Below are 21386 nucleotides of genomic sequence, written 5' to 3' on the forward strand. Positions count from 1 at the left end.
TACAATCTCACGCTGGGCGGCGGCGCAGGGTGATGTCGGCGTTGGCGCCGGTGTCCGGTGGCACGATGACCTCCTGGGCGGCGGCGATGCCGTCGACCGTGAACTCGGCGTCGACGGGGACGTTGCGCTTGACCAGGCCCAAGGCGATCGGGCCCAGTTCGTGGTGGCGGGCCGATGAACCCACCGTTCCCACCTTGCGGCCGTCGAGTTCGATCGCCGCGTCGCGCTCCGGCAGGCGCTCGGCCGTGCCGTCGAGGTGCAGCAGGATCAGCCGCCGCGGCGGGCGGCCGAGGTTGTGCACCCGGGCCACGGTCTCCTGCCCCGGGTAGCAGCCCTTCTCCAGGTGGACCGCCGACCCCACCCAGCCCATCTCGTGGGGGATGGCGCGGTGGTCGGTGTCGAGTCCCAGCCGCGGCCGGTGCACGGCGATCCGGTGGGCCTCATACGCCCACAGGCCCACCGGGCGGACCCCCGCCGCGGTCAGGGCCTCGGCCACCGGGACGACGCAGTCAGCGGGCAGCAGGAGGTCGGTCTCGTCGTCGGCCTCGCGCACAAGGACGTCGGCGCCGCCGTCCGGCTCGGCTGAGGCGTTCCCCGCGGCCTTCGCCGCCTCCAGCGCCGTCGCGAGGGCGGCGGCGCGGTCGGGGCCGGCCAGGGTGAGGACGCGGCGTTCCGTGCTGAGGTCGGCCACCTCGACCCGCAGCATGAACCGCATGGAGTCGAGGAAGGCCGCCAGCTCCTCAGCGGCACCGGGCTCGGTGTGCGCCCACACGGCCGTGCCGTCCTCGATGATCGACAGGTGGAACCGGATGTGCCCCTTGGTGTCCAGCACCAGGGCCTCGGTCGACGTCCCCGGGGCGGTGCCGGTCAGGTACTGGCTGGTGAGGCTGTGCAGCCAGCTCAGCCGGTCGGGGCCGGTGACCCGCACGACGCCGCGGTTCCCGCGGTCGATCCAGCCAGCCCCGCGTTCGAGGGCGCGCCCCTCCTGCGCGGGCTCGCCGTAGTGGGCGGCGACATCGGCGTCGGGCGCCTCGGCGGGGACGGCTCCGGGACGGGACAGCAGCGGCGAAGTCATACCCCTCATGGTATTCATCCCACGGATCGGCGGTGCGGCCGGCCGGGTCCGTCCATCACGTGCATTCCTCGGCCGGTCCTCGCCGCCCCGCCCGCCCACCGCTCACTTCGCGCCGCAGGTCCGGCACTCTCCGAAGATCGTGAGGTGGCGCGCGTCGGCCTCGAAGCCCGAGTCGCGGCGGAGCCGCCGCACGAGGTCGTCGGCGAGGTCCAGCGGGGAGTCGGTGACCTCGCCGCAGGAGCGGCACACCACGTGCAGGTGGTCGGCCTCCTCGGCCAGGTGGTACGACGGCGAGCCCGCGCCCAGGTGGGTGTGGGTCACCAGGCCGATCCGCTCCAGCAGCTCCAGCGTGCGGTACACGGTCGACAGGTTGAGCCCCGACGCGGTCTGCTGCACCCGCGTGCAGATGGTGTCGGGCGTGGCGTGCTCCAGCTCGCGGACCGCTTCGAGGACGAGCTGCCGCTGCGGTGTCACGCGGTAGCCGCGAGAGCGCAGTTCCTCACGCCAGGTGTCGGGCGACATGCCCCGAGTCTACGAGCCGGCGGCGGCACCGCCCCGCCGGGCCGTCCGCCACCGCCCCGCCGGGCCGCCGATCGCCGATCCGTGGCGGGGCCACGCCCCCGAGCCGCCCTGTGGACCACCGGAGACGGAAAAGCCCAGCTCAGAGCCACTTTCGCGGGCATTCGCGACTCATCACAAAAAACATTTGCCCCGCCCGTGGCACCGCACGTACTGTCGGTCCCACGCAAGAAAGGAGGTGATCCGGGCTTTGAAGACGTCTCGGACATGCGAGGTGTCCGTCCGCTAGGACGACACGAGTGATCGGATCGCTCCGGCGAATCCACGACGGACACCGAGACCCCCGGGTCGCCGGACCTTGTCCATCCGGCACGGACGGCGCCGCTCAGCGGCACCGGCCAGCCCGGGGGTTTACCCATGCCTGCTTCCTGCTTCCTGCCCGCACCGGTTCCCCGAATACGGCCGATCAGGGCCCGACCCGGTGTGCGCCCCGGCGGGTACGCAGGTGCCCGGCCCTTCAGGCCTTCTGGCCGCCCACCTGCTTGAGCTGGGCCGACATGAACGACCTCAGCTCGTGGCCGTCCGCGGCGAGGTCCCAGGCGTAGCCGAGGGTCCCGCGGTCGTCGCCGAACAGGCCGTAGAGGCGGTGCCCCGCGGTCACCTTGCGGCCGGTCTCGGTGTGCAGCACGACGTCGGTGGACAGCTCCACCCGGTGCGCGAAGACCGTGCCCACGTAGACCTCGGTGTAGCCCTCCGGGTGGGAGATGAGCACCTCGGTGTGGATCGCGGGGGTGCCGGGGGCGGAGGTGTTCTCCGGCTCCGCCTCGGACGGGCGCACGCGCCAGTACCCGGACTCGGTCGTCCAGAGTTCACCGGGCGTGCCATCGGCCGTGAGCCGCCACACGCTGCTGCGGTAGTCCAGGTGGGGACCGCCACTGTGGGTGAACTCGATCTCCTGGCCGAACTGGAACTCCTCCAGGTCGGGGTAGCCGGCGACGCCGACTCCCTCCCAACGGCCGATCAGGAACGATATCTTCGCGAGATCGGGGTGTACCTCAGGCTGCATAATGTCCGAGGGTAGTGGCGCGGGACCACCGGCCCGTACACCCGCCGCGACCAGACCCGCCGGCCCACCGGCCGGACGGGCGGATCCATCGGCCCCCGCGATCCTCCCTGTTCTCCCCGCACGGTACGTTATCAATCTGTAATTCATGGTCCGGTCGCCCCGATCCGATATGACGGTGTTCCACGTCCGCGGGGGCGGAGTACGAGGCCCGGACCCCGCCGGACGCCCGCCGTGGCCGAAGCCACCGCGGCGGCTGGTAACGAGCATGCCGATCCGCGGTGCCCCTTTGGGCTACCCGCGGTGGGCACGGCGGATGAGACGAGAAGAGGCGGCCTCACATGCTGGCGATCGGGACGGCCCTGCTCATCGGTGCGGCGATCCTGGCCCCCTTGGCCATCCGCGCCGTGCGCCGGTGGTCTCTCCAGAAGGCCGTCGCCGACCTGCGCCCGCGGGCACTGGCGACCCTGGCCGGACAGAGGGTCGAGATCACCGGACTGGCCGCCCCCGGCCCCGACGGCGTCATCGAGTCGCGGCTCGCGCGCACCGACTGCGTCTGGAACGGGCACGAGGTCCTGCGGCACTACTGGTCGCTGACCCGCGACGCCGCCACCGGCGAGCGCGACCGCGAGCGGGCCTGCGACTCCATCGCCGACCACGGCTCCGATGAGCTCTTCGGCATCGTCGGCCGCGGCACCGCCGGGCGCGACACCGTCCCGCTGCTCATCGCGCCCGAGGACGCGGCGCTGTCCGGCCTGGACATGTGCCTGCAACGGGTCGTGGGGCGGCCGCAGAGGGGCGTCCCCGCCCCCGCGGACGACCTGCTGCCCCGCGTCAAGGGCCGTATCTCCGGGCTTTTCCGCGGCGAGACCATCGAGTTCGAGTACCGCGAGTGGGTCCTGCGGGCCGGCGACCCGATCACCGTGCACGGCACCGTGGAGCTGCGCGACGGCCACCCGGTCGTCACCGCCCCCGCCGACGGCCGGTTGCGCATAGAGCGGACCCCGGCGCCCGAGGCGCCGCAGAGTCGCCCCCGCGCCGCCGACGCCGTGCTCCTCAGCGGGGGCACGCTGGTCTCGGCGTGCGCGGGGCTGCTGTTCATGCTCGCGGGCGCCGCCTGAGCGGCCGCGGCCGGGGGCCGCGCCCGTCGGGGTTCCGGCCGGTCCCGGCCCCCTGCCTCGGACCGTTCTCCGGGTGGGCGCCACATCACACGGGGCCGCGCAGGGACGGCTCCGGCCGCGCATTACGCTGGCGGCATGAGTCGAGCTCTGGTGATGAAGGTCACGGCAGGTCAGGACGGTCCGGAGCGCTGCAACCAGGCGTTCACGGTGGCGGCCACGGCGGTGGCGAGCGGGGTCGATGTCTCCCTGTGGCTGACCGGTGAGGCGAGCTGGTTCGGCGTCCCGGGCCGCGCCGAGGAGTTCTCGCTGCCGCACGCCGCCCCGTTGACCGACCTCCTCGACATCGTGCTCAAGGGCGGCCGCGTCACCGTCTGCACCCAGTGCGCCGCCCGCCGCGAGCTGACCCAGGACGACCTGCTCCCGGGCGTCCGCATCGCGGGCGCCCCCACCTTCGTCGAAGAGGTCATGGCCCCCGGCGTCCAGGCGCTGGTGTACTGACCCCGGCCGGACCGCGCTGTCGGCGCACGTGGCTAGGGTGGGCGCCGATGCCGATCGAAGGAGCGCCGTGTCCGGCCAAGAAGAGTTGAAACCGCTGATCAGCCTCGTCCCGCCCGGTCACACGGAGGCCGGGCCGGTGGACTGGCGAGCGACGGAGGAGGCGCTCGGGACCGGCCTCCCGAGCGACTACAAGGCGTTCATGTCGGTCTATGGCGCGGGCAACATCGGAGATCTCGTGATCCTGGGCCCCCTGCCCGTCGACTATCCCCAATGGGATCCCGGGAGCATCCTGGACGACACACCTGAGTTCCGCCTCTTATGGGAGGAGGACGGTGGCGTCCCCGGGATCACAGCGGACAGCAGCGCCGTCCTGCCGTGGGGCGTCGGCTGCAACGCCAACCACCTGGGCTGGCTGACTCTTGCCCCGGATCCCGACGAGTGGCCCGTGGTGGCCTGGCGTCGGCAGGTGGCCTTCGGCGATTCCGAATGGAAACTCTTCGACTGCTCCATGGTCGGCTTCCTGACCAAGATGATGCGTGCCGAATTCGATGAGTGCCCCCTCGGTGACACCTCCCTATGGGGCAGGACGGCGCCTTTCGTGCACTGGCGCGAGCGGCAGCGACGCTGGCTCGCCGGCCGCAGCCCCAAGACGGGTGAGCCGGACCCCGTGGTGCAGGACTTTCTCACGCGGCCCGCGCCCTGATCCCCGGAACGAACCGAAAAGCCCCCTACTCGCGGAGAATCCGCGGGTAGGGGGCTCGCGGTCGGATCGGGCTACTTCTTGCCCTGGTTCTTGACGGCCTCGATGGCCGCGGCGGCGGCCTCGGGGTCGAGGTAGGTGCCGCCCGGGGTGCGGGGGCGGAAGGCGTCGTCGAGGTCGTAGACGAGCGGGATGCCGGTGGGGATGTTCAGCCCGGCGATGGTGGCGTCGTCGATGCCGTCGAGGTGCTTGACCAGCGCCCGCAGGGAGTTGCCGTGCGCGGTGACCAGCACGGTGCGGCCGGCCGCGAGGTCGGGGACGATCGAGTCGTACCAGTAGGGCAGCATCCGCTCGACAACGTCGGCCAGGCACTCGGTGCGCGGCATCAGCTCGGGCGGGAGGTCGGCGTAGCGGCGGTCGCCCACCTGGGAGTAGGCGTCGTCGTCGGCGATGGGCGGCGGCGGGGTGTCGTAGGAGCGGCGCCAGACCATGAACTGGTCGTCGCCGTACTCCTTGCGGGTCTGCGCCTTGTCCTTGCCCTGGAGCGCCCCGTAGTGGCGCTCGTTGAGCCGCCAGGACCGGTGCACCGGCAGCCAGTGCAGGTCGGCGGCGTTGAGCGCGATGTCGGCGGTGCGGATCGCTCGCCGCAGGACCGACGTGTGCACGATGTCGGGCCGGAGGTCGGCGTCGTACAGCAGCCGGCCGCCCTTGCGCGCTTCCTCCTCGCCGGTCGTGGACAGGTCGACGTCGACCCAGCCGGTGAACAGCCCTTCGGCGTTCCAGACACTCTCACCGTGTCGCAGTAGAACCAGAGTCCCCATGGGGGCCACCCTAGCGAGTCGCCCGGCCCGCCGGGGGACCGGGGGATGAACGATTGGTCTACGCCAATCCGCGCCCGGATTCCCGGGCGCCTTCGTCCCCGTTCACCCCGGTGACCCGGCCCGGTGGGCCGCCGTCTCCGGGGCGTCCCCTGCGTCCCCGTCGTCGGCCGCCTCCTCTATGTCCTCCCGCTCGGCCGCCGCCCTTCCCGGGGCGCCCTCCCCCTCCACCAGGTGCCGGAACGCCTCCAGGTGGCGCAGGCTGTGGCCGCCTTTGCGGCGCCACTCCCACTCGCGGCGGATCGAGGACGCGAAGCCCCGCTCCAAGGCGGGGTTGAAGTTGTCGTCGGAGTAGGTGAGCGCGCACCCCAGCAGCCGGTCGACCTCCTCGGGGGTGACCCCGGCCAGCGGCAGCCGCCCCGTCAGGTAGACGTCGCCGGCGTCGTCGGCGCTGAACGCCATCCCGAACATGTCCCGGTTCTTGCGCATGAGCCAGCGGTAGAACCCGCCGTGGTTCTCGTCGGGGCGGCGGCAGAAGAACGTGGTCAGCAGCAGGCTGTGCTCGCCCACGCCCAGCCAGACCACGGTCTTGAGCTTGCGCCGGCCGGGCAGCGTCACCAGGAACGCGTCGGGCCGCGGGCGCTCGTACTCCAGCTCCGCCTCGGTGACGGCCGCCTCGATCGCGGTGATGGCGTCCGCCCGCGCGTCCGTTGCCATGCGCTCGTCCCTCCCGGCCTGCGGTCGGGCCGTCGCCGCCCGCGCCGCCGTGGTCATTGGCCCGCCGCGATCGGCAGCGGCGCCCCCGTCAGCGTCCCACGGTAGACGCCCAGCAGCCCGTCGACCGTCGCCTCCCAGCTCAGCCCGGCCGCGTGGGCGACGGCGGCCGCGCCCATCCGCGCGCGCCACGCCGGCTCGGCGATGACCCGCTCCAGGACGCGGGCGTAGTCCTCGGGGTCGTGTCCGTCGATCAGCACGCCCGAGACGCCGTCGCGCACGGCCGTGGGCAGGCCGCCCACGCGCGCCGCGACCACCGGTGTCCCGCACGCCTGCGACTCCACCGCCACCAGCCCGAACGACTCCGAGTGCGACGGCACGACCGTTGCGGCGGCCGCGCGGTAGTAGTGGGCGAGCTCGCGTCGCGACCGCGGCGGCTCCATGCGCACGATCCCGGCGATCCCCAGCGACCGCGCCAGCTCGGCCAGGCGCCGCGGCTGGGCGGTGTCGCCGCCCGACAGCCCGCCGACCACCGCCACCACCAGCCGGCCGCGCAGCCACGGCGCGCGCTCCAGCAGGGCCGCGGCCGAGCGCAGCAGCACGTCGGGCGCCTTGAGCCGCTGCACGCGCCCCACGAACAGCAGCAGCTCGGTGTCCTCGGGCAGCCCGATGCGGCGAAGCGCCGCCCGGCGCGGGCCGGGGGTGAAGACGTCCAGGTCCACGCCGGGCGGGACCGTGCTGATCCGGCGCGGGTCGGCACCGTAGTGCTCGACCAGCTGGGCGGCCTCGACCGACGTGTTGGCCACCAGGTGGTCGGCGTGGCCGACCACCTGGTCCTCGCCGCGGATGCGCGACTCGGGCTCGGGGGCGTCGCCGTCGGCGAGCGCGAGGTTCTTCACCCGGGCCAGAGTGTGCATCGACTGCACCAGGGGCACCCCCCAGCGCTGCGCCGCGGCCAGCCCGGCCCGCCCGGAGAGCCAGTAGTGGCCGTGCACGAGGCCGTAGTGGCCCGGTTCGTTGCGCGCCTCGGCCTGGAGAACGCCGAAGATGAACGGGCACAGGTACCCGGCGAGCGCGTGCTTGTCGAGCTTGCCGAAGGGGCCCGCCGGGATGTGCCGCACCGTCACCCCCGGTGCCATCTCCACCACGGGCGGCTGGTCGGGCCGGGTGGCGCGGGTGAAGACGTCGCTGGCGACCCCGCGCCGGGCCAGCCGCGTGGCGACTTCGACCGCGTACACGTTGAGCCCGCCGGCGTCGCCCGTTCCGGGCTGGTCCAGCGGGGAAGTGTGGAGGCTGATCGAGGCGATCCGCCGGGGAAGTGGCGGGTTCCCGGTGGTCGCGGAGCCCTCCTCGGGCATGCCCGTGCTGTCCGGCACCACTGCTGTCGTCCCCTTCCCGGTGCACCGCCGCGGTCGGCGTCCGCGGCCTCGCGCGCACCTGCGCTTCTCAACAGCGGCGGCGGCGCACAGTGTTCCCATGATGACCGCCGGGCCGGGCGCGGCCCGCGCCAGGGGTGGGGGATCGGTGCCCCCACAGCACGCGCGCCCGCCCCGTGGTAGTCACCACAGGGCGGGCGGTGCGGACGTTGCGTGCGGCGGGCCCGCGCGCGGTCAGTGGCTGTCGGCCGCGGCGTCGGTCCATCCCTCGGTGAGGAAGTCCACGGACTCGCGGAAGGTGGGCCGCCAGGTGTCGAAGTTGTGCCCGCCTTCGGGGTACTCGGTGCGGACCTCGATGTCGCGCTCCTGGAGCAGCTTCTCGAAGCGCTCGGCTTCGCCGTTGATGCTGCCCTCCTGGAGCGGGGTGTGGTCCTCGGTGCCCTCGACGAGCATGAACCGGATGTCGCGCGCCTCGGGGTCGTCGAGCAGCTGGTCGGGTGCGTGGTCGTCCGGGTTCGGGCCGAAGGTGCCGCTGGGGTCGTCGACCTTGAAGTACCCGGCCCAGCTCACCGCCTGGGAGTAGAGCTCGGGGTTGCGCAGCGGGAGAGCCGCGGCGCCGTAGCCGCCCATGGAGAACCCGCCGATGGCGCGCAGGGAGCGCGGGCGCTCGTTGTCGCCCTCGACGGCCTTCACGGCCTTCTCGGTGACGAACGTCTCGATGTTGAACTCGCCGTCGACCTGGTCGCCCCACTCGGTGTCGCGGCCGCCGACCTCCTGGCCGAACGGGGCCGCGATCACGAACTCGACGCCGCTGCGGCACATCTGCTCGTCCATGGCCGGGCCGACATCGGCGTCCTTCACGGTCATGTGCGTGGTCGTGGAGCCGTGCAGCAGGTAGAGGACGGGCAGGTCGGCGCTGTCGGGGCCCGGGGGACGGCGCACCCAGACCGGGCGCTTGCCGTCGGGCGCCCCGGCGTCGGGCACCTCGATGATCTCGTCGGTTCCCGGCTGGTCGCACACGGCGACGTCCCCCGGGCGGGCATCCACAGCGGCCTGGCCGGAACGGTGGGCGTCGCCGGGGTCGGCGTCGCTCAGGGGCAGTGCCGCGGCGGAGCCGCGCTCGGTGGCCGCAGAGCGCTGCTCCTCGCTCTGGGCGGCGGCGAGCACGCCCGCCGTCGCGACCACGAGAGAGGACGCCACAAGGACGGAGGTTCTGCGAGAGAGTGTCGTGAACAAAGCCGGATCCTAAGGTCAGGACGGGGCTTGCGGTCGGATTCGGGTGACCGCGCGGTCGAATGCCGCGAATGCCTCCGTGGTGAAGAGTACGAACCTGATTTCACCCACTGTAGTCGAGGAAGCAAACGCGGTGCGTATCGCGACATCCGCGGCGTGCTGCATGGGCCACCCATAGGCACCTGCGGAAATGGCCGGGAAAGCGATGGATTGGGCGCCCAGTTCGTCCGCTATGGCAAGGGACTTTCGGTAACACGCTGCAAGCAGATCGGTTCGATCCTCGGTGGCGCTGTGGACGGGGCCGACCGTGTGGATCACCCAGCGTGACGGAAGGTCGCCCGCGGTCGTCGCCACCGCCTCGCCCGTGGGCAGGCCTTTGCCGTGGGTCGTGGCGCGCACCCGGCGGCAGGCGGCGAGGATCTCGGGCCCGCCTTTCCGGTGGATCGCGCCGTCGACACCCGAACCGCCCAGCAGCGACGAATTCGCGGCGTTGACGATCGCGTCGACGCGCTGGTCGGTGATGTCACCCTTGATGAGCCGGAGTTCCATTCGAGCAGCCTGTTTCCGTGCAGAATTGTCGAAATCATCGACGGGCGGCGCCCGTCCATGAGGCGAATATCACCACTCATTGTGTGGCATATACCATTCCGGCGGCGCTGTCGGCGGGCCGGTGGCGAATGGATCATCACTCTGTGAGATGTGTCAATATCTCAGGGTAATCAGGGAGGGGATTCATGTACACGGCCGCCCGGCGGGCACCCGCGAGCCCGGTCAACATCGTTCTCTCCGCCACCAATGCCGGCATGGGCGAGGCGGTCGTGGTCGTGGGGTTCGTCCGCGACCACCACCACAACGGCGGCCGTCTGGTCACCACCCTCCAGGGCATGGTCGACGACGGCTCGTTGCAGCGCCTGGTCGCCGACTACCGCGAGCGCGAGGCGCGCCGGGCCGAGATCCAGGACCTCCGCGGCCGCGGCGCCGAGGCCGAGCGCTCCTGTCCCCGCTGCGACGGCGCCGGAGGGCGCGGCGACGGCGACCCCCTCTGCTACTTCTGCCGCGGGACGGGATCCGTGTCATAGCCGTGGCGGCAATGGATCCGGCCCCGGCGGGGTATGCCTGTGACGTGCAACGGGCACCCTGCGACGTTGTGTAGTACTACGGGAAGTAGACTTGGCGCATGAATCGGCTCGGTGACCTGGAACGCGCGGTGATGGAGGTACTGTGGCAGAGGAACGAGCCGCTGACGGTCCGTGAAGTAGGGCGCGCCCTTTCCGAGCGCGACCTTGCCCACACGACCGTCATGACGGTGCTCGATCGACTCGCCAAGAAGGGGGTCGTCGCCAGGGCGCGCGAAGGGCGGGCGTGGCGCTACCGCCCGGCAGCCAGCCGGGAGAACTACGTGTCCGAACTGATGTTCGACGCCCTGGGGCAAACAGGCGACCGCGATGCCGCCTTGGCGGCTTTCGTTCGTTCGATGAGCGGGAATGAAGCCGAAACGCTTCGCCGCGCACTCGCGGAAATCGACGAGCCAAGGACGTAGCCGTATGGTCAGTGCCGCTCTGCTCACCACGATCGCAGTGGGCTGTTTCATCGCCGCGGCACGACTTCGCCGGGCCCACTGGCCCGTGCGCGGCCCCTATGTGGCCGTCATCGCCTGGCAGGCGCTGGGCCTGGCCTGGGGGATCTCGACCATCGGCGCGCTGCTGGCCTTCGGCCTGGCGCCCTACGGCAGGGGCGTCTTCGGGGGGCTGTTCGCCCTCTACACCGATGCCGTCTCCCACGACCTCTACCTCTCCGAACTCGCCGGCACCCCGTTCGGCGCCACCCAGGTCGGGGCCATCGTCGTGGCGTTCGGCCTGACCCTGCTGCTCTTCTCGGGGCTCATCGCCTCCTTCGTCCAGGTCGTCCGGGTCCGCCGGCGCCACCACGACCTCCTGGGGCTGGTCGCCCGCGACGACCCCGCGGTCCCCGGCGCCCGCATCCTCGACCACCCCGCCGCCGCGGCCTACTGCCTGCCCGGCGTGCTGCGCTCGCAGGTCGTCGTCAGCGCCGGCGCGCTCGAAGTGCTCGACCGCAGCGAGCTGGCCGCGGTCCTCGCCCACGAGCACGCCCACCTGCGCCAGCGGCACGACCTCGTGCTCCTGCCGTTCTCCTCGCTGAAGCGCGCGTTCCCGCACGTGCGGATGGTCGAGACCTACTACAGCGCGGTCGCCCTGCTGATCGAGATGTGCGCCGACGACCAGGCGCGCCGGGAGCGCTCCGCCAAGGAGCTCGCCATGGCGCTGCTGCGCTTCGGCACGAAGGGCGCCGCGACCGTCCCCGCCGGCGCGCTGGCCGTCACGGCAGGCCAGCAGCCCGATGTCGTCACCCGGGTGTCGCGCCTGCTCAACCCGGCCGAGGAGCTGTCGTACCCGCAGTCCGCGGCGGTGCTGCTGTCGGCGCTCACCCTGATGGCCACCACGGTGGCGCTCTGGCACCTGCCGATGTGAATCCGTGCCCCTGCGGGCACGATTCCGGCTTCCTGGGCGTTTACTGTGGGAGAGCCGGTGGAATGCCTCCGGCCGACCATCCGTCACACCAAGGTTCGGAGTTCCTCGTGGCCGGTATGTGGCTCGTGTACCAGATCATCTACATTGCGATCTTCGTCACGTCCCTCTACGCGTTCATCGAGGCCCTGCGCACGCCCGCACCGGCGTTCCCGGCCATGGACAAGCAGACCAAGAAGCTCTGGGTGGGCCTGCTCGGGGTCGCCACGGGCCTCTCACTGCTCGCGGTCGCCTCCGGGACCGGCATGCTCACCTTCCTCGCGCTGATCGCCGCCCTCATCTTCATCCTCGACGTCCGCCCCGCGGTCCGCAACGTCGGCCGTTCCGAGGGACCATACGGCCGCTGGTAGCCCCGCTCCCGCGCCCGCCGCGGCCCCGCGCGGCTTCAGCAGGGGCACGCCCCTGACCTCGCCCAGCTGTTCCAGCGTCGCCCCCGGGTCGCGCAGGAGCAGCGGGTGGCGGTCGAAGTGCTCCTCCTCCGCGCGCTCCATCGTGTGCACATCGAGCCGCCCGCCGGTCCGCACCACCAGCAGCGGCCCCACCCGCACCAGCGCCTCGGCCGCGGCCTCCAGCGCGCCCAGCAGCACCGACGCCGCCTCGGCGCGTTCGGCGTCGCGCCCGCCGAGCGGGCGCCCGCTCGGCCGCGCCTTCAGGGCGTGGTCCAGCTCCTCCAGCCGTGCCTCGACCTCCGCCCGGCTCGCGGGCCGGTCCGTGGTCACCCGCGACCGCCGGAACCACGGGTCGCGCTCGGCGGCCAGCCGGGTCGCGGTCCGCCACCCGAACGCCCGCAGCAGGCCCGTCACGGCCTCCTCCACGGCGCCGATGGCGGTGTCCTTGACGACGGTCACCTGCACCTCCAGGCCCGGGTGCAGGTCGATCCCCGGCCCCATCGCCGTGCGCAGCCGCGCGACGGCGGACTCGACCGCCGCGCGGTAAGCCGGGTCGTGGGTGTAGAAGGAGTGGCCCAGGATCTCGGGGGCCTGCGCCTCGCCCTTGCGCACGTCGTAGCTGCGGGGGTCGGGCAGCGGCTCGGCGTAGCCGACCTTCCCGCAGTCGGCGCGGATGGGGCCCCCGATGGCGTCGGTGGCCCGCCACAGGTTGCGCCAGCCCGACACGCGGTCGCGGACGTCGGCGAGCGCGCCGGGGCCGAAGTAGGCGGGGAAATAGCGGGCGTAGAGCCGGTACAGCGGCGAGCCGTGCGTGATCAGCGCGACGCCGTCGCGGCAGCGCGCGGGCAGCTGCCACACCGTCGCCGCGGCCAGCACCGAGCCCTGGGAGTGCCCCGACAGCACCACGCCGGTGCCGTCGTCGTTCATGACGGCCACTCGCGCCACCAGCTGCGGCACCGCGCGTTCGGCATAGGACGGCGGCGCCAGCGGGTGGGCCACGCGCGGCCAGAAGGTCCCGATGTCCCAGAGCACCCCGACCCCCTGGCGGGTGGGCCGGTTTCGGTAGGCGCTGCGGCCCAGCAGGACCAGCCCGACCAGGAACACCGCGCCCAGGAAGGACCCCACGGTCACCATCGCCGTGACCGCCTCCTGCGCGGGGCCGCCGCCGCCCATCCCGGCGGCGACGGGCGGGAGGTACTGATACCCCGCCGGCCCGGCGGTCAGCCGCCCCGTCCACACCGCGTACAGCACGAGGGCCACCAGCGCGACCACCGGGATCAGCAGCGCCGCCAGGCAGGCCGGGAGGGTCTCGGTGAGGCCGCCGATCGCCCGGCCGCGCGCGATCTCGCGGGTGCGCTCCGCGTCGCGCGGGCGCGCGTAGGTGGCGGCCACGGTGTCGAGCTCGTCCTCGGCGCGCCTCCTCAGCAGGATGAGCAGCACGGCGGCGATCACCAGGGCGATCACCGCCTCCATGGTGAAGGCGACCTGGAGCCAGGCGTAGGCGCTGGGCGGGCGCAGCGGGACGCAGCCGGCCGCCTCGGCGCCGGGGTAGAAGCAGCCGCCCAGCAGGCCGGCGGTCTGGTAGACGATCGCCGCGGAGAACACGCCGCCCAGCAGCGCACCGAACACCGCGGTGACGGGCCCGGCCATGCCGTCCAGCGCGGCGTCGTCGTGCGCCGGGTTGCCCCGGAACAGGACCAGGGCGGCGACCGCGAGGACCACGGCGAGCACGCACTGCACCGCGAACAGCGAGTTGAGGAAGCTCGCATAGCCCGGCAGGCGCCCCCCGGCCGCCCAGTCCGGCCGCGGGAGGAACACGTAGGCCAGCGCCAGGACGAGCAGCGCCAGTGACGCGTTGCGCAGCGCGGCGCAGGTGAAGTCGGCCCGCCGGTTCCAGCGCGGATCGGTGCCCGGGACCAGCACGCTCGCCGTGCTCAGCGCCAGGGCCAGGGCGAGCAGCCCCGCGAGGACGGTGCCCGCCGTGCGCGCCCCGGCCGTGCCCTCGGCGGCGTCGTGGATCAGGGCCGGCATCACCAGCAGCGCCGCGACCACACTCAGGGCCACGGCGATGTGCGCCGACCGCAGCCGGCCCATGGTCTCGCTGTTGCGCCAGAACCCGGGGTCGCTGAGCGGGGCGGTGTCGTGGGGGAGCGGCGCGTGGGGGGTGTCGGCGACCTCGTAGACCCCGCTCGTGCGCCGGGAGAGCCGCCACAGCACCGCCGTCACCGCCAGGGGCAGCAGCGCGCCGATCGCGAGGGCCGGGCCCGGCCGGGAGAACGGCGCGCCCGTGGCGGAGAGGAAGCCCAGCAGCGGGCGGTGCGCCGCGCAGCGGTCCCCCCACCCCGAGCACTGCCAGCCGATGAGGTCCATGCCCACCCCGGCGGCGGCCAGCACCAGCAGGCCGGTCAGGGTCAGCGCCAGCAGCCGCACCGACAGCCCGTACACCGCGCCCGCGCCGATGTGGGTGCGCGACCGGGGGCCGTCGAGCCGCCCCGGGCGCATCCAGTAGGCGATGTTCACGAGCATGAACGGCAGGAGCAGCAGCCACAGCGCCCGGGAGGAGCGGCCGGAGGTGAGGTTGCCCCACGCGAAGATCTCGCGGCGGACGCCGGGGACGGTCTCGGTGTCGCGCTTGTGCCGCCATCGGAAGAACGCGGCCAGCCCGTCGCCCGAGACCTGCATGGCCGGCTCGACGTCGAGGAGCTCTTCGGCCTGGCCGCCGCTCACTCCGTGAATCCGCAGCTCTACTATGCGCTCATCCGGCATGCGACGATTTTCACACGGGTGATCCCCTATTGCTCCCCGCGGGCCCCCGGCCGGATCCGGTCGCAACGCCTTTCACAGCCGGGGATGTCGCGAGTCCGGGCCGCTGTGCGGCCGGCGGCCGCAGGGTCCGGCCCCGCATCACAGCGGGTACGCCAGGTCGGCGCGGTCACTGCACCAGCGACTCGTCGGCGACCTGCCAGGTGTTGCACGCCCCCGCCGACTGGCGCTCCAGCCCGTGCTCCATCCACAGGATGCTGTTCTCCGCCGAACCGTGGGTCCGCTCGTCCTCGGGCCCGTCCTCGCGGTCGGCGGTCGACGACGCGTCGTCGATGACGCGGTCGATGGCGGCCTTGTCGAGCGGGTAGCTCACCCGCACCGAGCCCAGGAAGACCCCCGCCAGGCAGTTGGCCTGGAGCTCGCTGCGGCGGGTCCACGCGTTCTGGTCGGTGACCTCGGTCTCCAGCCGGCGCTGCTCGTGGTAGTACTCCAGCAGCCCGGACTCGCCCTGCACGTGGTGGCCGTACTCGTGGGCGAGCAGCGACGCGTAGACCGCGCTGGTCTGCACGCCGTTCCACTTCTCCACGACATCGGAGGTCCCGATGTAGATCCCGGCGTTGGCCCGGCAGTAGAACGCGCCGGCCGCCGAAGGGTAGTCGCGGCAGGGGCTGGTCCCCGGCTCGGTCCAGAAGATCCGCTCGGGCGGCTGGAAGGGGATCCCCGCCTTCGCGAACTGGGTGGCCCAAGCCTGGTCCAGGCAGTCGGCGACCGCGTTGAGGAACCGGTCGACGGAGCCGGGGTCGTCGACGTTCATATCGGGCGCCGGGCACGGCAGCGGCGACAGCCGGCCGGTGTCGTACAGCGGGTTGTCCACGAGGGCGGCCTCACCCGTGGGCCGCCGGGCGCCGGCCTCGTCGGCCGGGACCCCCGAGAGCCCTCCGGAGCCGCCCGCCCCGGGCCCCGGCGACGGCGCCTGCGACGGATCGGCCGCGGACTGCGGGCCGCCCGGGGTGTCGGCCCCCATGGTCACCCAGGTCAGCGACGCCAGCGCCAAGACGAGCGAGGCCAGCGCCGCATAGAGCGCCACCCGGCCCTCGGCGGGACGCCGCCGCCGGGCCGGCTGCTCGCCGGGGCCTCCCGGGCCGCCGGAAAGCCCGCTCATGCCCGAATCCACGATCGCCCCCCGGTCTCCGTCAGGCGGTCCCTCGGCGGATCGCGATCATTCGACCACGTCCTCCGGCGCCGCCCACGTGTTGCAGGCGGCAGGGTCCGCACGGTCCATGCCGTGGGCCGTCCACATCCGCCCGTTGCCGGGCGAACCGTGTGTGCGGTCCTCGGCGGAGTAGTCGCCGCGCAGTTCGGCATCTTCGAGGATATGCGCATGTTCCTCCCGGCCGATGGGGAAGGACTCCTCGGCCGCGCCGAGGAAGGCGCCGCCCAGGCAGTTGGCCTGGAGTTCGCTGCGGCGCGTCAGCAGGTCGCGCTCGTTCCCCGAGGCCGCGCCGCGGGCGGTGTGGAAGTAGCCGAGGATCCCGGCCTCGCCCTGCACGTGGTGGGCGTACTCGTGGCTGAGCAGGAAGGTGTAGGCCTCGGGGTACTCGCTGTCGCCGGAGTTGCGCACGATGTCCTCGACCCCCAGGTACAGGCCCTTGTTCGCCTGGCAGTAGAACGCCGCCGTGCCCTCGGTGGGGTAGGTGCCGCACGGGCTGCGGCCCGATGCGTACCAGTAGACCCGGTTGGGCGGCTCGAACTCCAGCCCGGTGCCGCCGAACTGCTCGCTCCACGCGGTGTCGAGGCAGTCGGACATCTCGTGCAGGAAGTTCTCCATCGACTCTTTGTCGTCGGCGTTCAGGTCCGGCGCCACGCAGGTGACCTCGGCCATCTCCCCGCTGTTGTAGAGGGCGCTCTCGGTGAGCACGGCCGGGTCGGACCCGGCCGCCGGGGCGTCACCGTCGGGGACGGGCGCCTCCGCGGCGGGCTCGGGCGCCGCCTCAGCGGGCGGGCCCGCCGGCGCGAACACGGCGGAGACCGCGAGGAACGCCGCCAGCCCGATCGCGCCCAGGCCGGTGGCCAGCACCAGCGATACCCCCAGGCCCGGCCGCTGCGGCGGCCGGCCGACGGGCGCCGGGCGCTCGTAGCCCTCCCGCACGCGGATACGGCCCGGAACCGTGGCGGTCCCCGTGTCAGTGCTGTGCCCGGCCATCGAGCCGAATCACCTCCTGGCTCCCCCCGTGTCCCCGGCCCCCCGGCCGGGCGGCCGTCGTGTGCCCGGCCACCACGATTATGGCGGTATCAGGTGACAGGTGACGTTGCGGCACAGTGTGCCGGGCGAGCCGGATGGGGCGCGCCCCCGAGCCCGCGCGCCCCCGGACCACGCCGGCCCGGCGGAGCGGATAGGCTCTGGCGCCATGAGGAGGGTGGGAATCGTGCGGCCCGTGTGCGCCGCGGCCGCTGCGGCCGTCGTCCTGTGCACCGCCGCCCCGGCCGCCGCGGCCGCCCCCGCCGGCTCCGCGGCCAGCCCGGAGACCCACTCCTCGGTCCCGCTCGCCGGCGACTCCACTATCAGCAACGCCATCCTGCTCGAACTCGGCGCCGACGGCGTCCTGCACGGCCAGGAGACCCTGAGCTTCGGCGACGGCGCCCCCGACGAGTTCACCCGCACCTTCACCGTGCGCGAGCCCTACGACACCGCCCACGACCGCGTCTTCGAGATCACCGGCATCACCGCCCGCGACGCCGACGGCGGCGAGGTCGACGTCGCCACCCGGGACCACGACACCACCCTGGACCTCACGATCGACACGGGCGGGGCCGAGGCCGTCGTCCTCGAATACCAGGTGCGCGGCGTCCTCGACCCCATCGGCGACGGGGTCGAACTCGAATGGGCCGCGGTCGGCGGCTACAGCGCCCCCGTCGCCGAGACCACCGTCGCCGTCGACGCCGGGGTGCCGCCCGTCGCGCTCTCCTGTACAGCGGGGGAGCCGCGCAGCTCCATCTACTGCACCTCCTCCGACATGGGCGGCCACCAGGGGCTGCTCGCGCGCTTCCTCCAGAACGACATGGACACCGGCGACCGCCTGGACATCGTCGTCGGCTACCCGCCCGGAACCGCCCCCGGCGAGCCCATCCTGGACCGCACCTGGTCGCTGACATCGGCGTTCGCGATCACCCCGGTCACCTCCGGGGTGTTCGGGCTGGTGCTGCTCGTCCTCGTGGGCGGCCTGGTGGCGCTGATCCGGCTGCGCGGGCGCGACGAGCGCGCGCTGAAGACCCAGGCGGCCGCCGGCGACAGCGCCCCGCTGCTGCCCGACGGCGCCCCCGGAGCGCTCCGCTTCCGTCCCCCCGACGGCGTCCACCCGGGCCAGATCGGCACGCTGATCGACGAGCAGGCCGACGTCGTGGACATCACCGCCACTGTGGTCGACCTCGCGGTGCGCGGCCACCTCACCATCCGCGAGCTGCCGCACGCCCGCTTCTCCGCCGTCGACTGGCGGCTGGACAAGTGCCCGGGCCCCGTCGACGACGAGCTGCTGCCCTACGAGCGCCTGCTGCTCGACGCGCTCTTCCACAACTGGCACCAGGTCAAGGTGTCGGAGCTGGGGCGCAGCGACTTCCCCGCGCGGCTCACCGAGGTCCGCGACGAGCTCTACCGCGACATGGTCCGGCTCCGCTGGTTCGCCAACCGCCCCAACCTGGAGCGCAACCGGTGGGTCGGCGCCGGGATCGCCCTCACCGTCGCCGGGGTCGCGCTCACTGTGGTGCTCGCCGTCTTCACCCAGGCGGCCTTCACGGGGCTCGCGGTCGTCATCGCCGGCGCGGCCGTCACGGTCGGGGCGCAGTACATGCCCGCCAAGACCCGGCAGGGCAGCGTGGTCTTCGCCCACACCCTGGGGTTCCGCGCCTACCTGCTCAGCCCCGAGGCCGAGCACGTCCCGCAGGGCAACCGGGTCCACCTGTTCTCCCGCTACCTGCCCTACGCGATCATCTTCGACAACGTCGACCGCTGGGCGGGCATCCTGTCCTCCGCGGGCCGCGACGAGCTGGAGGACGAAGAGCTCCCCTGGTACGTCGGGCCCGAGGAGTGGCGGCTCGAGGACTTCACCGACTCCATCAAGTCGTTCACCCTGACGCTCACCGGCGTCATCTCCAATACCCGGCAGTTCCGCACCCTCGCCTGAGGCCGCGGTGGAAAGGACGCGATGCGCGCGGTCGTGCAACGAGTCGCCCACGCCAGTGTGACCGTGGGCGGCGAGACCGTCGGCGAGATCAAGGGCCCCGGCCTGCTGGCGCTGGTCGGCGTCACCCACACCGACACCGCGTCCGAGGCGCGCCGCCTCGCCGAGAAGATGTGGCGGCTGCGCATCCTGGACGGCGAGCTGTCCTGCTCCGACATCGGCGCGCCCCTGCTGGTGGTCAGCCAGTTCACGCTCTACGGCGACGCCCGCAAGGGCCGCCGGCCCACCTGGCAGGCCGCCGCGCCCGGGCCCGTCGCCGAACCGGTGGTCGACGCGGTGGTGGACACCCTGCGGGGGCTGGGCGCGCACGTCGAGACCGGGGTGTTCGGCGCGGACATGTCGGTCGCGCTCACCAACGAGGGGCCGTTCACCGTCCTGCTGGAGGTATGACAACGGGCGCAGCGGCCCGCCGGAGCCCGCCGCCACGCCGCCGCCCGCCCGCTTCCGGGGCTACTCGGCGTGGCCCGGCTCGAACTTGTAGCCGAGCCCGCGAACGGTGACGATGAACCGGGGGTCGCCGGGGTCGCTCTCGATCTTCGCCCGCAACCGCTTCACGTGCACGTCCAGGGTCTTGGTGTCGCCCACGTAGTCGGCGCCCCAGACGCGGTCGATGAGCTGCATCCGGGTCAGCACCCGCCCGGCGTTGCGCAGCAGCACCTCCAGCAGCTCGAACTCCTTCAAGGGGAGCTGGATGCCCTCGCCGCGGACCGTGACGACGTGCCGCTCCACGTCCATGCGGACCGGCCCGGCCTCAAGGGCGCTGGGCAGCAGCGGCTCGTCCTCGCCGCGGCGGCGCAGGACGGCGCGGATGCGCGCGACCAGCTCCCGCGAGGAGAACGGCTTGGTGACGTAGTCGTCGGCGCCCAGTTCCAGGCCGACGACCTTGTCGATCTCGCTGTCCTTGGCGGTCAGCATGATGACGGGGACATTGGACTTCTGCCGCAGGGTCCGGCAGACCTCCGTGCCCGGCAGCCCGGGCAGCATCAGGTCCAGCAGCACCAGGTCGGCCCCGGTGCGGTCGAAGGTCTCCAGCGCCACTGTCCCGGTCGGTGCAACAGCGACCTCGAACCCCTCTTTGCGGAGCATGTACGACAGGGCATCGCTGTAGGATTCCTCGTCCTCGACGACGAGTACGCGTGTCACTGTGCCGCCTCCCGATCGGTGTTCTCCCCGGAGCGCTGTCGCTCCCGGGTCTCCGGGCGGGGCAGACGCAGTGTGAACGTCGACCCCGACCCCTCCTTGCTCCACACGGTGACTTCGCCACGGTGGTGGGTCATGATGTGCTTGACGATGGCCAGGCCGAGGCCGGTGCCCCCGGTCGCCCGGCTCCGGGCGGCGTCCACGCGGTAGAACCGCTCGAACACGCGTTCCAGGTCCTGCGGCGGGATACCGATCCCCTGGTCGGCGATGCTGATCTCCACCGCCTTGTCGGTCACCTCGACCGACACCGAGACGCGGGTGCGCTCGGGGCTGTAGGCCACGGCGTTGGCCACGAGGTTGCGCATGGCCGTCACAAGCAGGCTTTCGTCGCCCATGATGACGACGCCCTCGGTGCCGCTGGCCACCAGGGAGATCTGCTTGGCGTCGGCCGCCATGCGCACGGCGTCGAGCGCCTCCTCGACGACCTCGCCGATGACGACCTTGTCGGGCTCGGCCATAGGCTCGGCGCCCTGGATGCGGGAGAGCGTGATCAGGTCCTGGATGACGCTCGTCAGCCGCGCCGCCTCCTGCTGCATGCGCCCGGTGAAGCGGCGCACCGCTTCGGGGTCGTCACTGGCGTCGGCGACGGTCTCGGCGAGCAGGGAAAGCGCTCCCACGGGCGTCTTGAGCTCGTGGCTGATGTTGGCGACGAAGTCGCGGCGGACCGCCTCGACCCGGCGCCGCTCGGTCTGGTCCTCGGCGAGGACCAGGACCAGCCCGGTCCCGCCGAGCGGGGCGACCCGGACGGCGAAGGACGTGGCATCGGGGCCGAACTTGCGGACGGCCACCTCGATCTCGGTCTCACGGATCACGCCGTCGCGGCGCACCTGGCGGGCGAGGGCGAGCAGGTCGCTTATCACCAGCTCATCGCCGCGGACGATCCCGTAGGCGCGCGCCGCGGAGCTGGCCCGCAGGACGCGGTCGGCGGGGTCGAGCACCACCGCCGACGACGGCAGGGCCGCGAGGACCTCGGCGATCCCCGGCGGCAGCGCCGAGGGGCGCTGCGGCTCCTCGGGCGCGCGGTTGCGGCCCGTCTCGCTGATCCGGAAGGCGAGACCGGCCGCGACACCTGTCACGAGCCCGACGAGTCCCGCGATCGCGGCCAGCAGTTCTCCTTGCACGTTTCGATCGTAAGC

General features: G+C 72.9%; 21 protein-coding genes and 1 pseudogene. 9 read left to right on the top strand and 13 right to left on the bottom strand.

The annotated features are described in order from the left end of the window. Positions 1-7: 7 nt before the first annotated feature. From ygfZ to ACFOVU_RS21195, 3 genes are all read right to left on the bottom strand, one after another. The gene (gene ygfZ, locus ACFOVU_RS21185) at positions 8-1075 is read right to left on the bottom strand and encodes a CAF17-like 4Fe-4S cluster assembly/insertion protein YgfZ (protein WP_378536289.1); all 1068 of its coding nucleotides are present in this window, start codon (positions 1073-1075) and stop codon (positions 8-10) included. Positions 1076-1177: 102 nt separating this feature from the next. After that, on the bottom strand, positions 1178-1597 hold the full coding sequence (locus ACFOVU_RS21190) for a Fur family transcriptional regulator (RefSeq protein WP_378536291.1): 420 nt from the start codon (positions 1595-1597) through the stop codon (positions 1178-1180). Between the two features lie 514 nt (positions 1598-2111). Then, complete coding sequence (locus ACFOVU_RS21195) at positions 2112-2660, bottom strand: nitrobindin family protein (RefSeq protein ID WP_378536293.1); 549 nt, start codon at positions 2658-2660, stop codon at positions 2112-2114. A 338-nt stretch (positions 2661-2998) separates the two neighbouring features. Here ACFOVU_RS21195 and ACFOVU_RS21200 point away from each other — a divergent pair, with 338 nt between their 5' ends. From ACFOVU_RS21200 to ACFOVU_RS21210, 3 genes are all read left to right on the top strand, one after another. Beyond that, positions 2999-3778 carry a GIDE domain-containing protein gene (locus ACFOVU_RS21200; protein WP_378536295.1) on the top strand — a complete coding sequence of 260 codons (780 nt, stop codon included), beginning with the start codon at positions 2999-3001 and terminating at the stop codon, positions 3776-3778. Between the two features lie 135 nt (positions 3779-3913). Then, positions 3914-4276: a DsrE family protein gene (locus tag ACFOVU_RS21205; protein ID WP_378536297.1), complete on the top strand. Its 363-nt coding sequence runs from the start codon at positions 3914-3916 to the stop codon at positions 4274-4276. 67 nt (positions 4277-4343) lie between these two features. Next, entirely contained in the window at positions 4344-4979 is a 636-nt protein-coding gene (locus tag ACFOVU_RS21210; protein ID WP_378536298.1) for an SMI1/KNR4 family protein, read from the top strand. Between the two features lie 71 nt (positions 4980-5050). Here ACFOVU_RS21210 and ACFOVU_RS21215 read toward each other — a convergent pair whose 3' ends face one another. The 5 genes from ACFOVU_RS21215 to ACFOVU_RS21235 all read right to left on the bottom strand — a co-directional run bounded on the left by ACFOVU_RS21215 (position 5051) and on the right by ACFOVU_RS21235 (position 9666). Continuing rightward, positions 5051-5797, bottom strand: a complete 747-nt coding sequence (locus ACFOVU_RS21215) for a phosphoglyceromutase (RefSeq protein ID WP_378536300.1) — start codon at positions 5795-5797, stop codon at positions 5051-5053. A 102-nt stretch (positions 5798-5899) separates the two neighbouring features. Then, positions 5900-6511 carry a type III secretion system chaperone family protein gene (locus tag ACFOVU_RS21220; protein ID WP_378536302.1) on the bottom strand — a complete coding sequence of 204 codons (612 nt, stop codon included), beginning with the start codon at positions 6509-6511 and terminating at the stop codon, positions 5900-5902. A 53-nt stretch (positions 6512-6564) separates the two neighbouring features. After that, on the bottom strand, positions 6565-7866 hold the full coding sequence (gene mshA, locus ACFOVU_RS21225) for a D-inositol-3-phosphate glycosyltransferase (RefSeq protein ID WP_378536486.1): 1302 nt from the start codon (positions 7864-7866) through the stop codon (positions 6565-6567). 252 nt (positions 7867-8118) lie between these two features. Then, positions 8119-9120, bottom strand: a complete 1002-nt coding sequence (locus ACFOVU_RS21230; protein WP_378536304.1) for an alpha/beta hydrolase — start codon at positions 9118-9120, stop codon at positions 8119-8121. A gap of 15 nt (positions 9121-9135) precedes the next feature. Continuing rightward, positions 9136-9666: an O-acetyl-ADP-ribose deacetylase gene (locus ACFOVU_RS21235; RefSeq protein ID WP_378536306.1), complete on the bottom strand. Its 531-nt coding sequence runs from the start codon at positions 9664-9666 to the stop codon at positions 9136-9138. A gap of 185 nt (positions 9667-9851) precedes the next feature. Here ACFOVU_RS21235 and ACFOVU_RS21240 point away from each other — a divergent pair, with 185 nt between their 5' ends. The 4 genes from ACFOVU_RS21240 to ACFOVU_RS21255 all read left to right on the top strand — a co-directional run bounded on the left by ACFOVU_RS21240 (position 9852) and on the right by ACFOVU_RS21255 (position 12013). Then, positions 9852-10196 (top strand): hypothetical protein, encoded by a 345-nt coding sequence (locus ACFOVU_RS21240; RefSeq protein ID WP_378536307.1) that lies wholly within the window; start codon positions 9852-9854, stop codon positions 10194-10196. A gap of 98 nt (positions 10197-10294) precedes the next feature. Then, positions 10295-10657 carry a BlaI/MecI/CopY family transcriptional regulator gene (locus tag ACFOVU_RS21245; RefSeq protein ID WP_378536309.1) on the top strand — a complete coding sequence of 121 codons (363 nt, stop codon included), beginning with the start codon at positions 10295-10297 and terminating at the stop codon, positions 10655-10657. A 4-nt stretch (positions 10658-10661) separates the two neighbouring features. Continuing rightward, positions 10662-11606: a M56 family metallopeptidase gene (locus ACFOVU_RS21250; protein ID WP_378536311.1), complete on the top strand. Its 945-nt coding sequence runs from the start codon at positions 10662-10664 to the stop codon at positions 11604-11606. Positions 11607-11722: 116 nt separating this feature from the next. Beyond that, entirely contained in the window at positions 11723-12013 is a 291-nt protein-coding gene (locus ACFOVU_RS21255) for a DUF2516 family protein (RefSeq protein WP_378536488.1), read from the top strand. A gap of 549 nt (positions 12014-12562) precedes the next feature. On the opposite strand, the pseudogene ACFOVU_RS21260 reads toward ACFOVU_RS21255, so the two are convergent. The 3 genes and pseudogenes from ACFOVU_RS21260 to ACFOVU_RS21270 all read right to left on the bottom strand — a co-directional run. Beyond that, positions 12563-14818, bottom strand: a pseudogene (locus ACFOVU_RS21260) (hypothetical protein); the annotation flags it as partial. A gap of 166 nt (positions 14819-14984) precedes the next feature. Beyond that, the gene (locus tag ACFOVU_RS21265) at positions 14985-15977 is read right to left on the bottom strand and encodes a neutral zinc metallopeptidase (protein WP_378536313.1); all 993 of its coding nucleotides are present in this window, start codon (positions 15975-15977) and stop codon (positions 14985-14987) included. A gap of 57 nt (positions 15978-16034) precedes the next feature. Continuing rightward, positions 16035-17018, bottom strand: a complete 984-nt coding sequence (locus tag ACFOVU_RS21270) for a neutral zinc metallopeptidase (RefSeq protein WP_378536315.1) — start codon at positions 17016-17018, stop codon at positions 16035-16037. 205 nt (positions 17019-17223) lie between these two features. Between ACFOVU_RS21270 and ACFOVU_RS21275 the strand changes: the two genes are divergently transcribed. Together ACFOVU_RS21275 and dtd are read left to right on the top strand one after the other, a co-directional pair. Next, a complete protein-coding gene (locus ACFOVU_RS21275) occupies positions 17224-18993 on the top strand; it encodes a DUF2207 domain-containing protein (RefSeq protein ID WP_378536317.1) in 1770 nt (589 codons plus the stop codon). 21 nt (positions 18994-19014) lie between these two features. Further along, positions 19015-19440 (top strand): D-aminoacyl-tRNA deacylase, encoded by a 426-nt coding sequence (gene dtd / locus ACFOVU_RS21280; RefSeq protein WP_378536319.1) that lies wholly within the window; start codon positions 19015-19017, stop codon positions 19438-19440. Positions 19441-19500: 60 nt separating this feature from the next. Here dtd and ACFOVU_RS21285 read toward each other — a convergent pair whose 3' ends face one another. Further along, on the bottom strand, positions 19501-20193 hold the full coding sequence (locus ACFOVU_RS21285) for a response regulator (protein WP_378536321.1): 693 nt from the start codon (positions 20191-20193) through the stop codon (positions 19501-19503). Then, positions 20190-21371 carry a sensor histidine kinase gene (locus tag ACFOVU_RS21290; RefSeq protein WP_378536323.1) on the bottom strand — a complete coding sequence of 394 codons (1182 nt, stop codon included), beginning with the start codon at positions 21369-21371 and terminating at the stop codon, positions 20190-20192. The genes ACFOVU_RS21285 and ACFOVU_RS21290 overlap by 4 nt, the downstream gene beginning before the upstream one ends. Positions 21372-21386: the final 15 nt, after the last annotated feature.

Origin of the sequence: Nocardiopsis sediminis (genome assembly GCF_042650565.1) — a bacterium.
In the GTDB taxonomy this organism is placed as follows: Bacteria; Actinomycetota; Actinomycetes; order Streptosporangiales; family Streptosporangiaceae; genus Nocardiopsis_B; species Nocardiopsis_B sediminis.

Bases quoted from the DNA above. Each gene is read 5' to 3' on its own strand.
- ACFOVU_RS21265 (WP_378536313.1), bottom strand. From the start codon at position 15,977: ATGAGCGGGCTTTCCGGCGGCCCGGGAGGCCCCGGCGAGCAGCCGGCC.
- ACFOVU_RS21275 (WP_378536317.1), top strand. From the start codon at position 17,224: ATGAGGAGGGTGGGAATCGTGCGGCCCGTGTGCGCCGCGGCCGCTGCG.
- ACFOVU_RS21250 (WP_378536311.1), top strand. From the start codon at position 10,662: ATGGTCAGTGCCGCTCTGCTCACCACGATCGCAGTGGGCTGTTTCATC.
- ACFOVU_RS21270 (WP_378536315.1), bottom strand. From the start codon at position 17,018: ATGGCCGGGCACAGCACTGACACGGGGACCGCCACGGTTCCGGGCCGT.
- ACFOVU_RS21215 (WP_378536300.1), bottom strand. From the start codon at position 5,797: ATGGGGACTCTGGTTCTACTGCGACACGGTGAGAGTGTCTGGAACGCC.
- ACFOVU_RS21200 (WP_378536295.1), top strand. From the start codon at position 2,999: ATGCTGGCGATCGGGACGGCCCTGCTCATCGGTGCGGCGATCCTGGCC.
- ACFOVU_RS21195 (WP_378536293.1), bottom strand. From the start codon at position 2,660: ATGCAGCCTGAGGTACACCCCGATCTCGCGAAGATATCGTTCCTGATC.
- ygfZ (WP_378536289.1), bottom strand. From the start codon at position 1,075: ATGACTTCGCCGCTGCTGTCCCGTCCCGGAGCCGTCCCCGCCGAGGCG.
- mshA (WP_378536486.1), bottom strand. From the start codon at position 7,866: ATGCCCGAGGAGGGCTCCGCGACCACCGGGAACCCGCCACTTCCCCGG.
- ACFOVU_RS21255 (WP_378536488.1), top strand. From the start codon at position 11,723: ATGTGGCTCGTGTACCAGATCATCTACATTGCGATCTTCGTCACGTCC.
- dtd (WP_378536319.1), top strand. From the start codon at position 19,015: ATGCGCGCGGTCGTGCAACGAGTCGCCCACGCCAGTGTGACCGTGGGC.
- ACFOVU_RS21190 (WP_378536291.1), bottom strand. From the start codon at position 1,597: ATGTCGCCCGACACCTGGCGTGAGGAACTGCGCTCTCGCGGCTACCGC.
- ACFOVU_RS21235 (WP_378536306.1), bottom strand. From the start codon at position 9,666: ATGGAACTCCGGCTCATCAAGGGTGACATCACCGACCAGCGCGTCGAC.
- ACFOVU_RS21240 (WP_378536307.1), top strand. From the start codon at position 9,852: ATGTACACGGCCGCCCGGCGGGCACCCGCGAGCCCGGTCAACATCGTT.
- ACFOVU_RS21220 (WP_378536302.1), bottom strand. From the start codon at position 6,511: ATGGCAACGGACGCGCGGGCGGACGCCATCACCGCGATCGAGGCGGCC.
- ACFOVU_RS21245 (WP_378536309.1), top strand. From the start codon at position 10,295: ATGAATCGGCTCGGTGACCTGGAACGCGCGGTGATGGAGGTACTGTGG.
- ACFOVU_RS21205 (WP_378536297.1), top strand. From the start codon at position 3,914: ATGAGTCGAGCTCTGGTGATGAAGGTCACGGCAGGTCAGGACGGTCCG.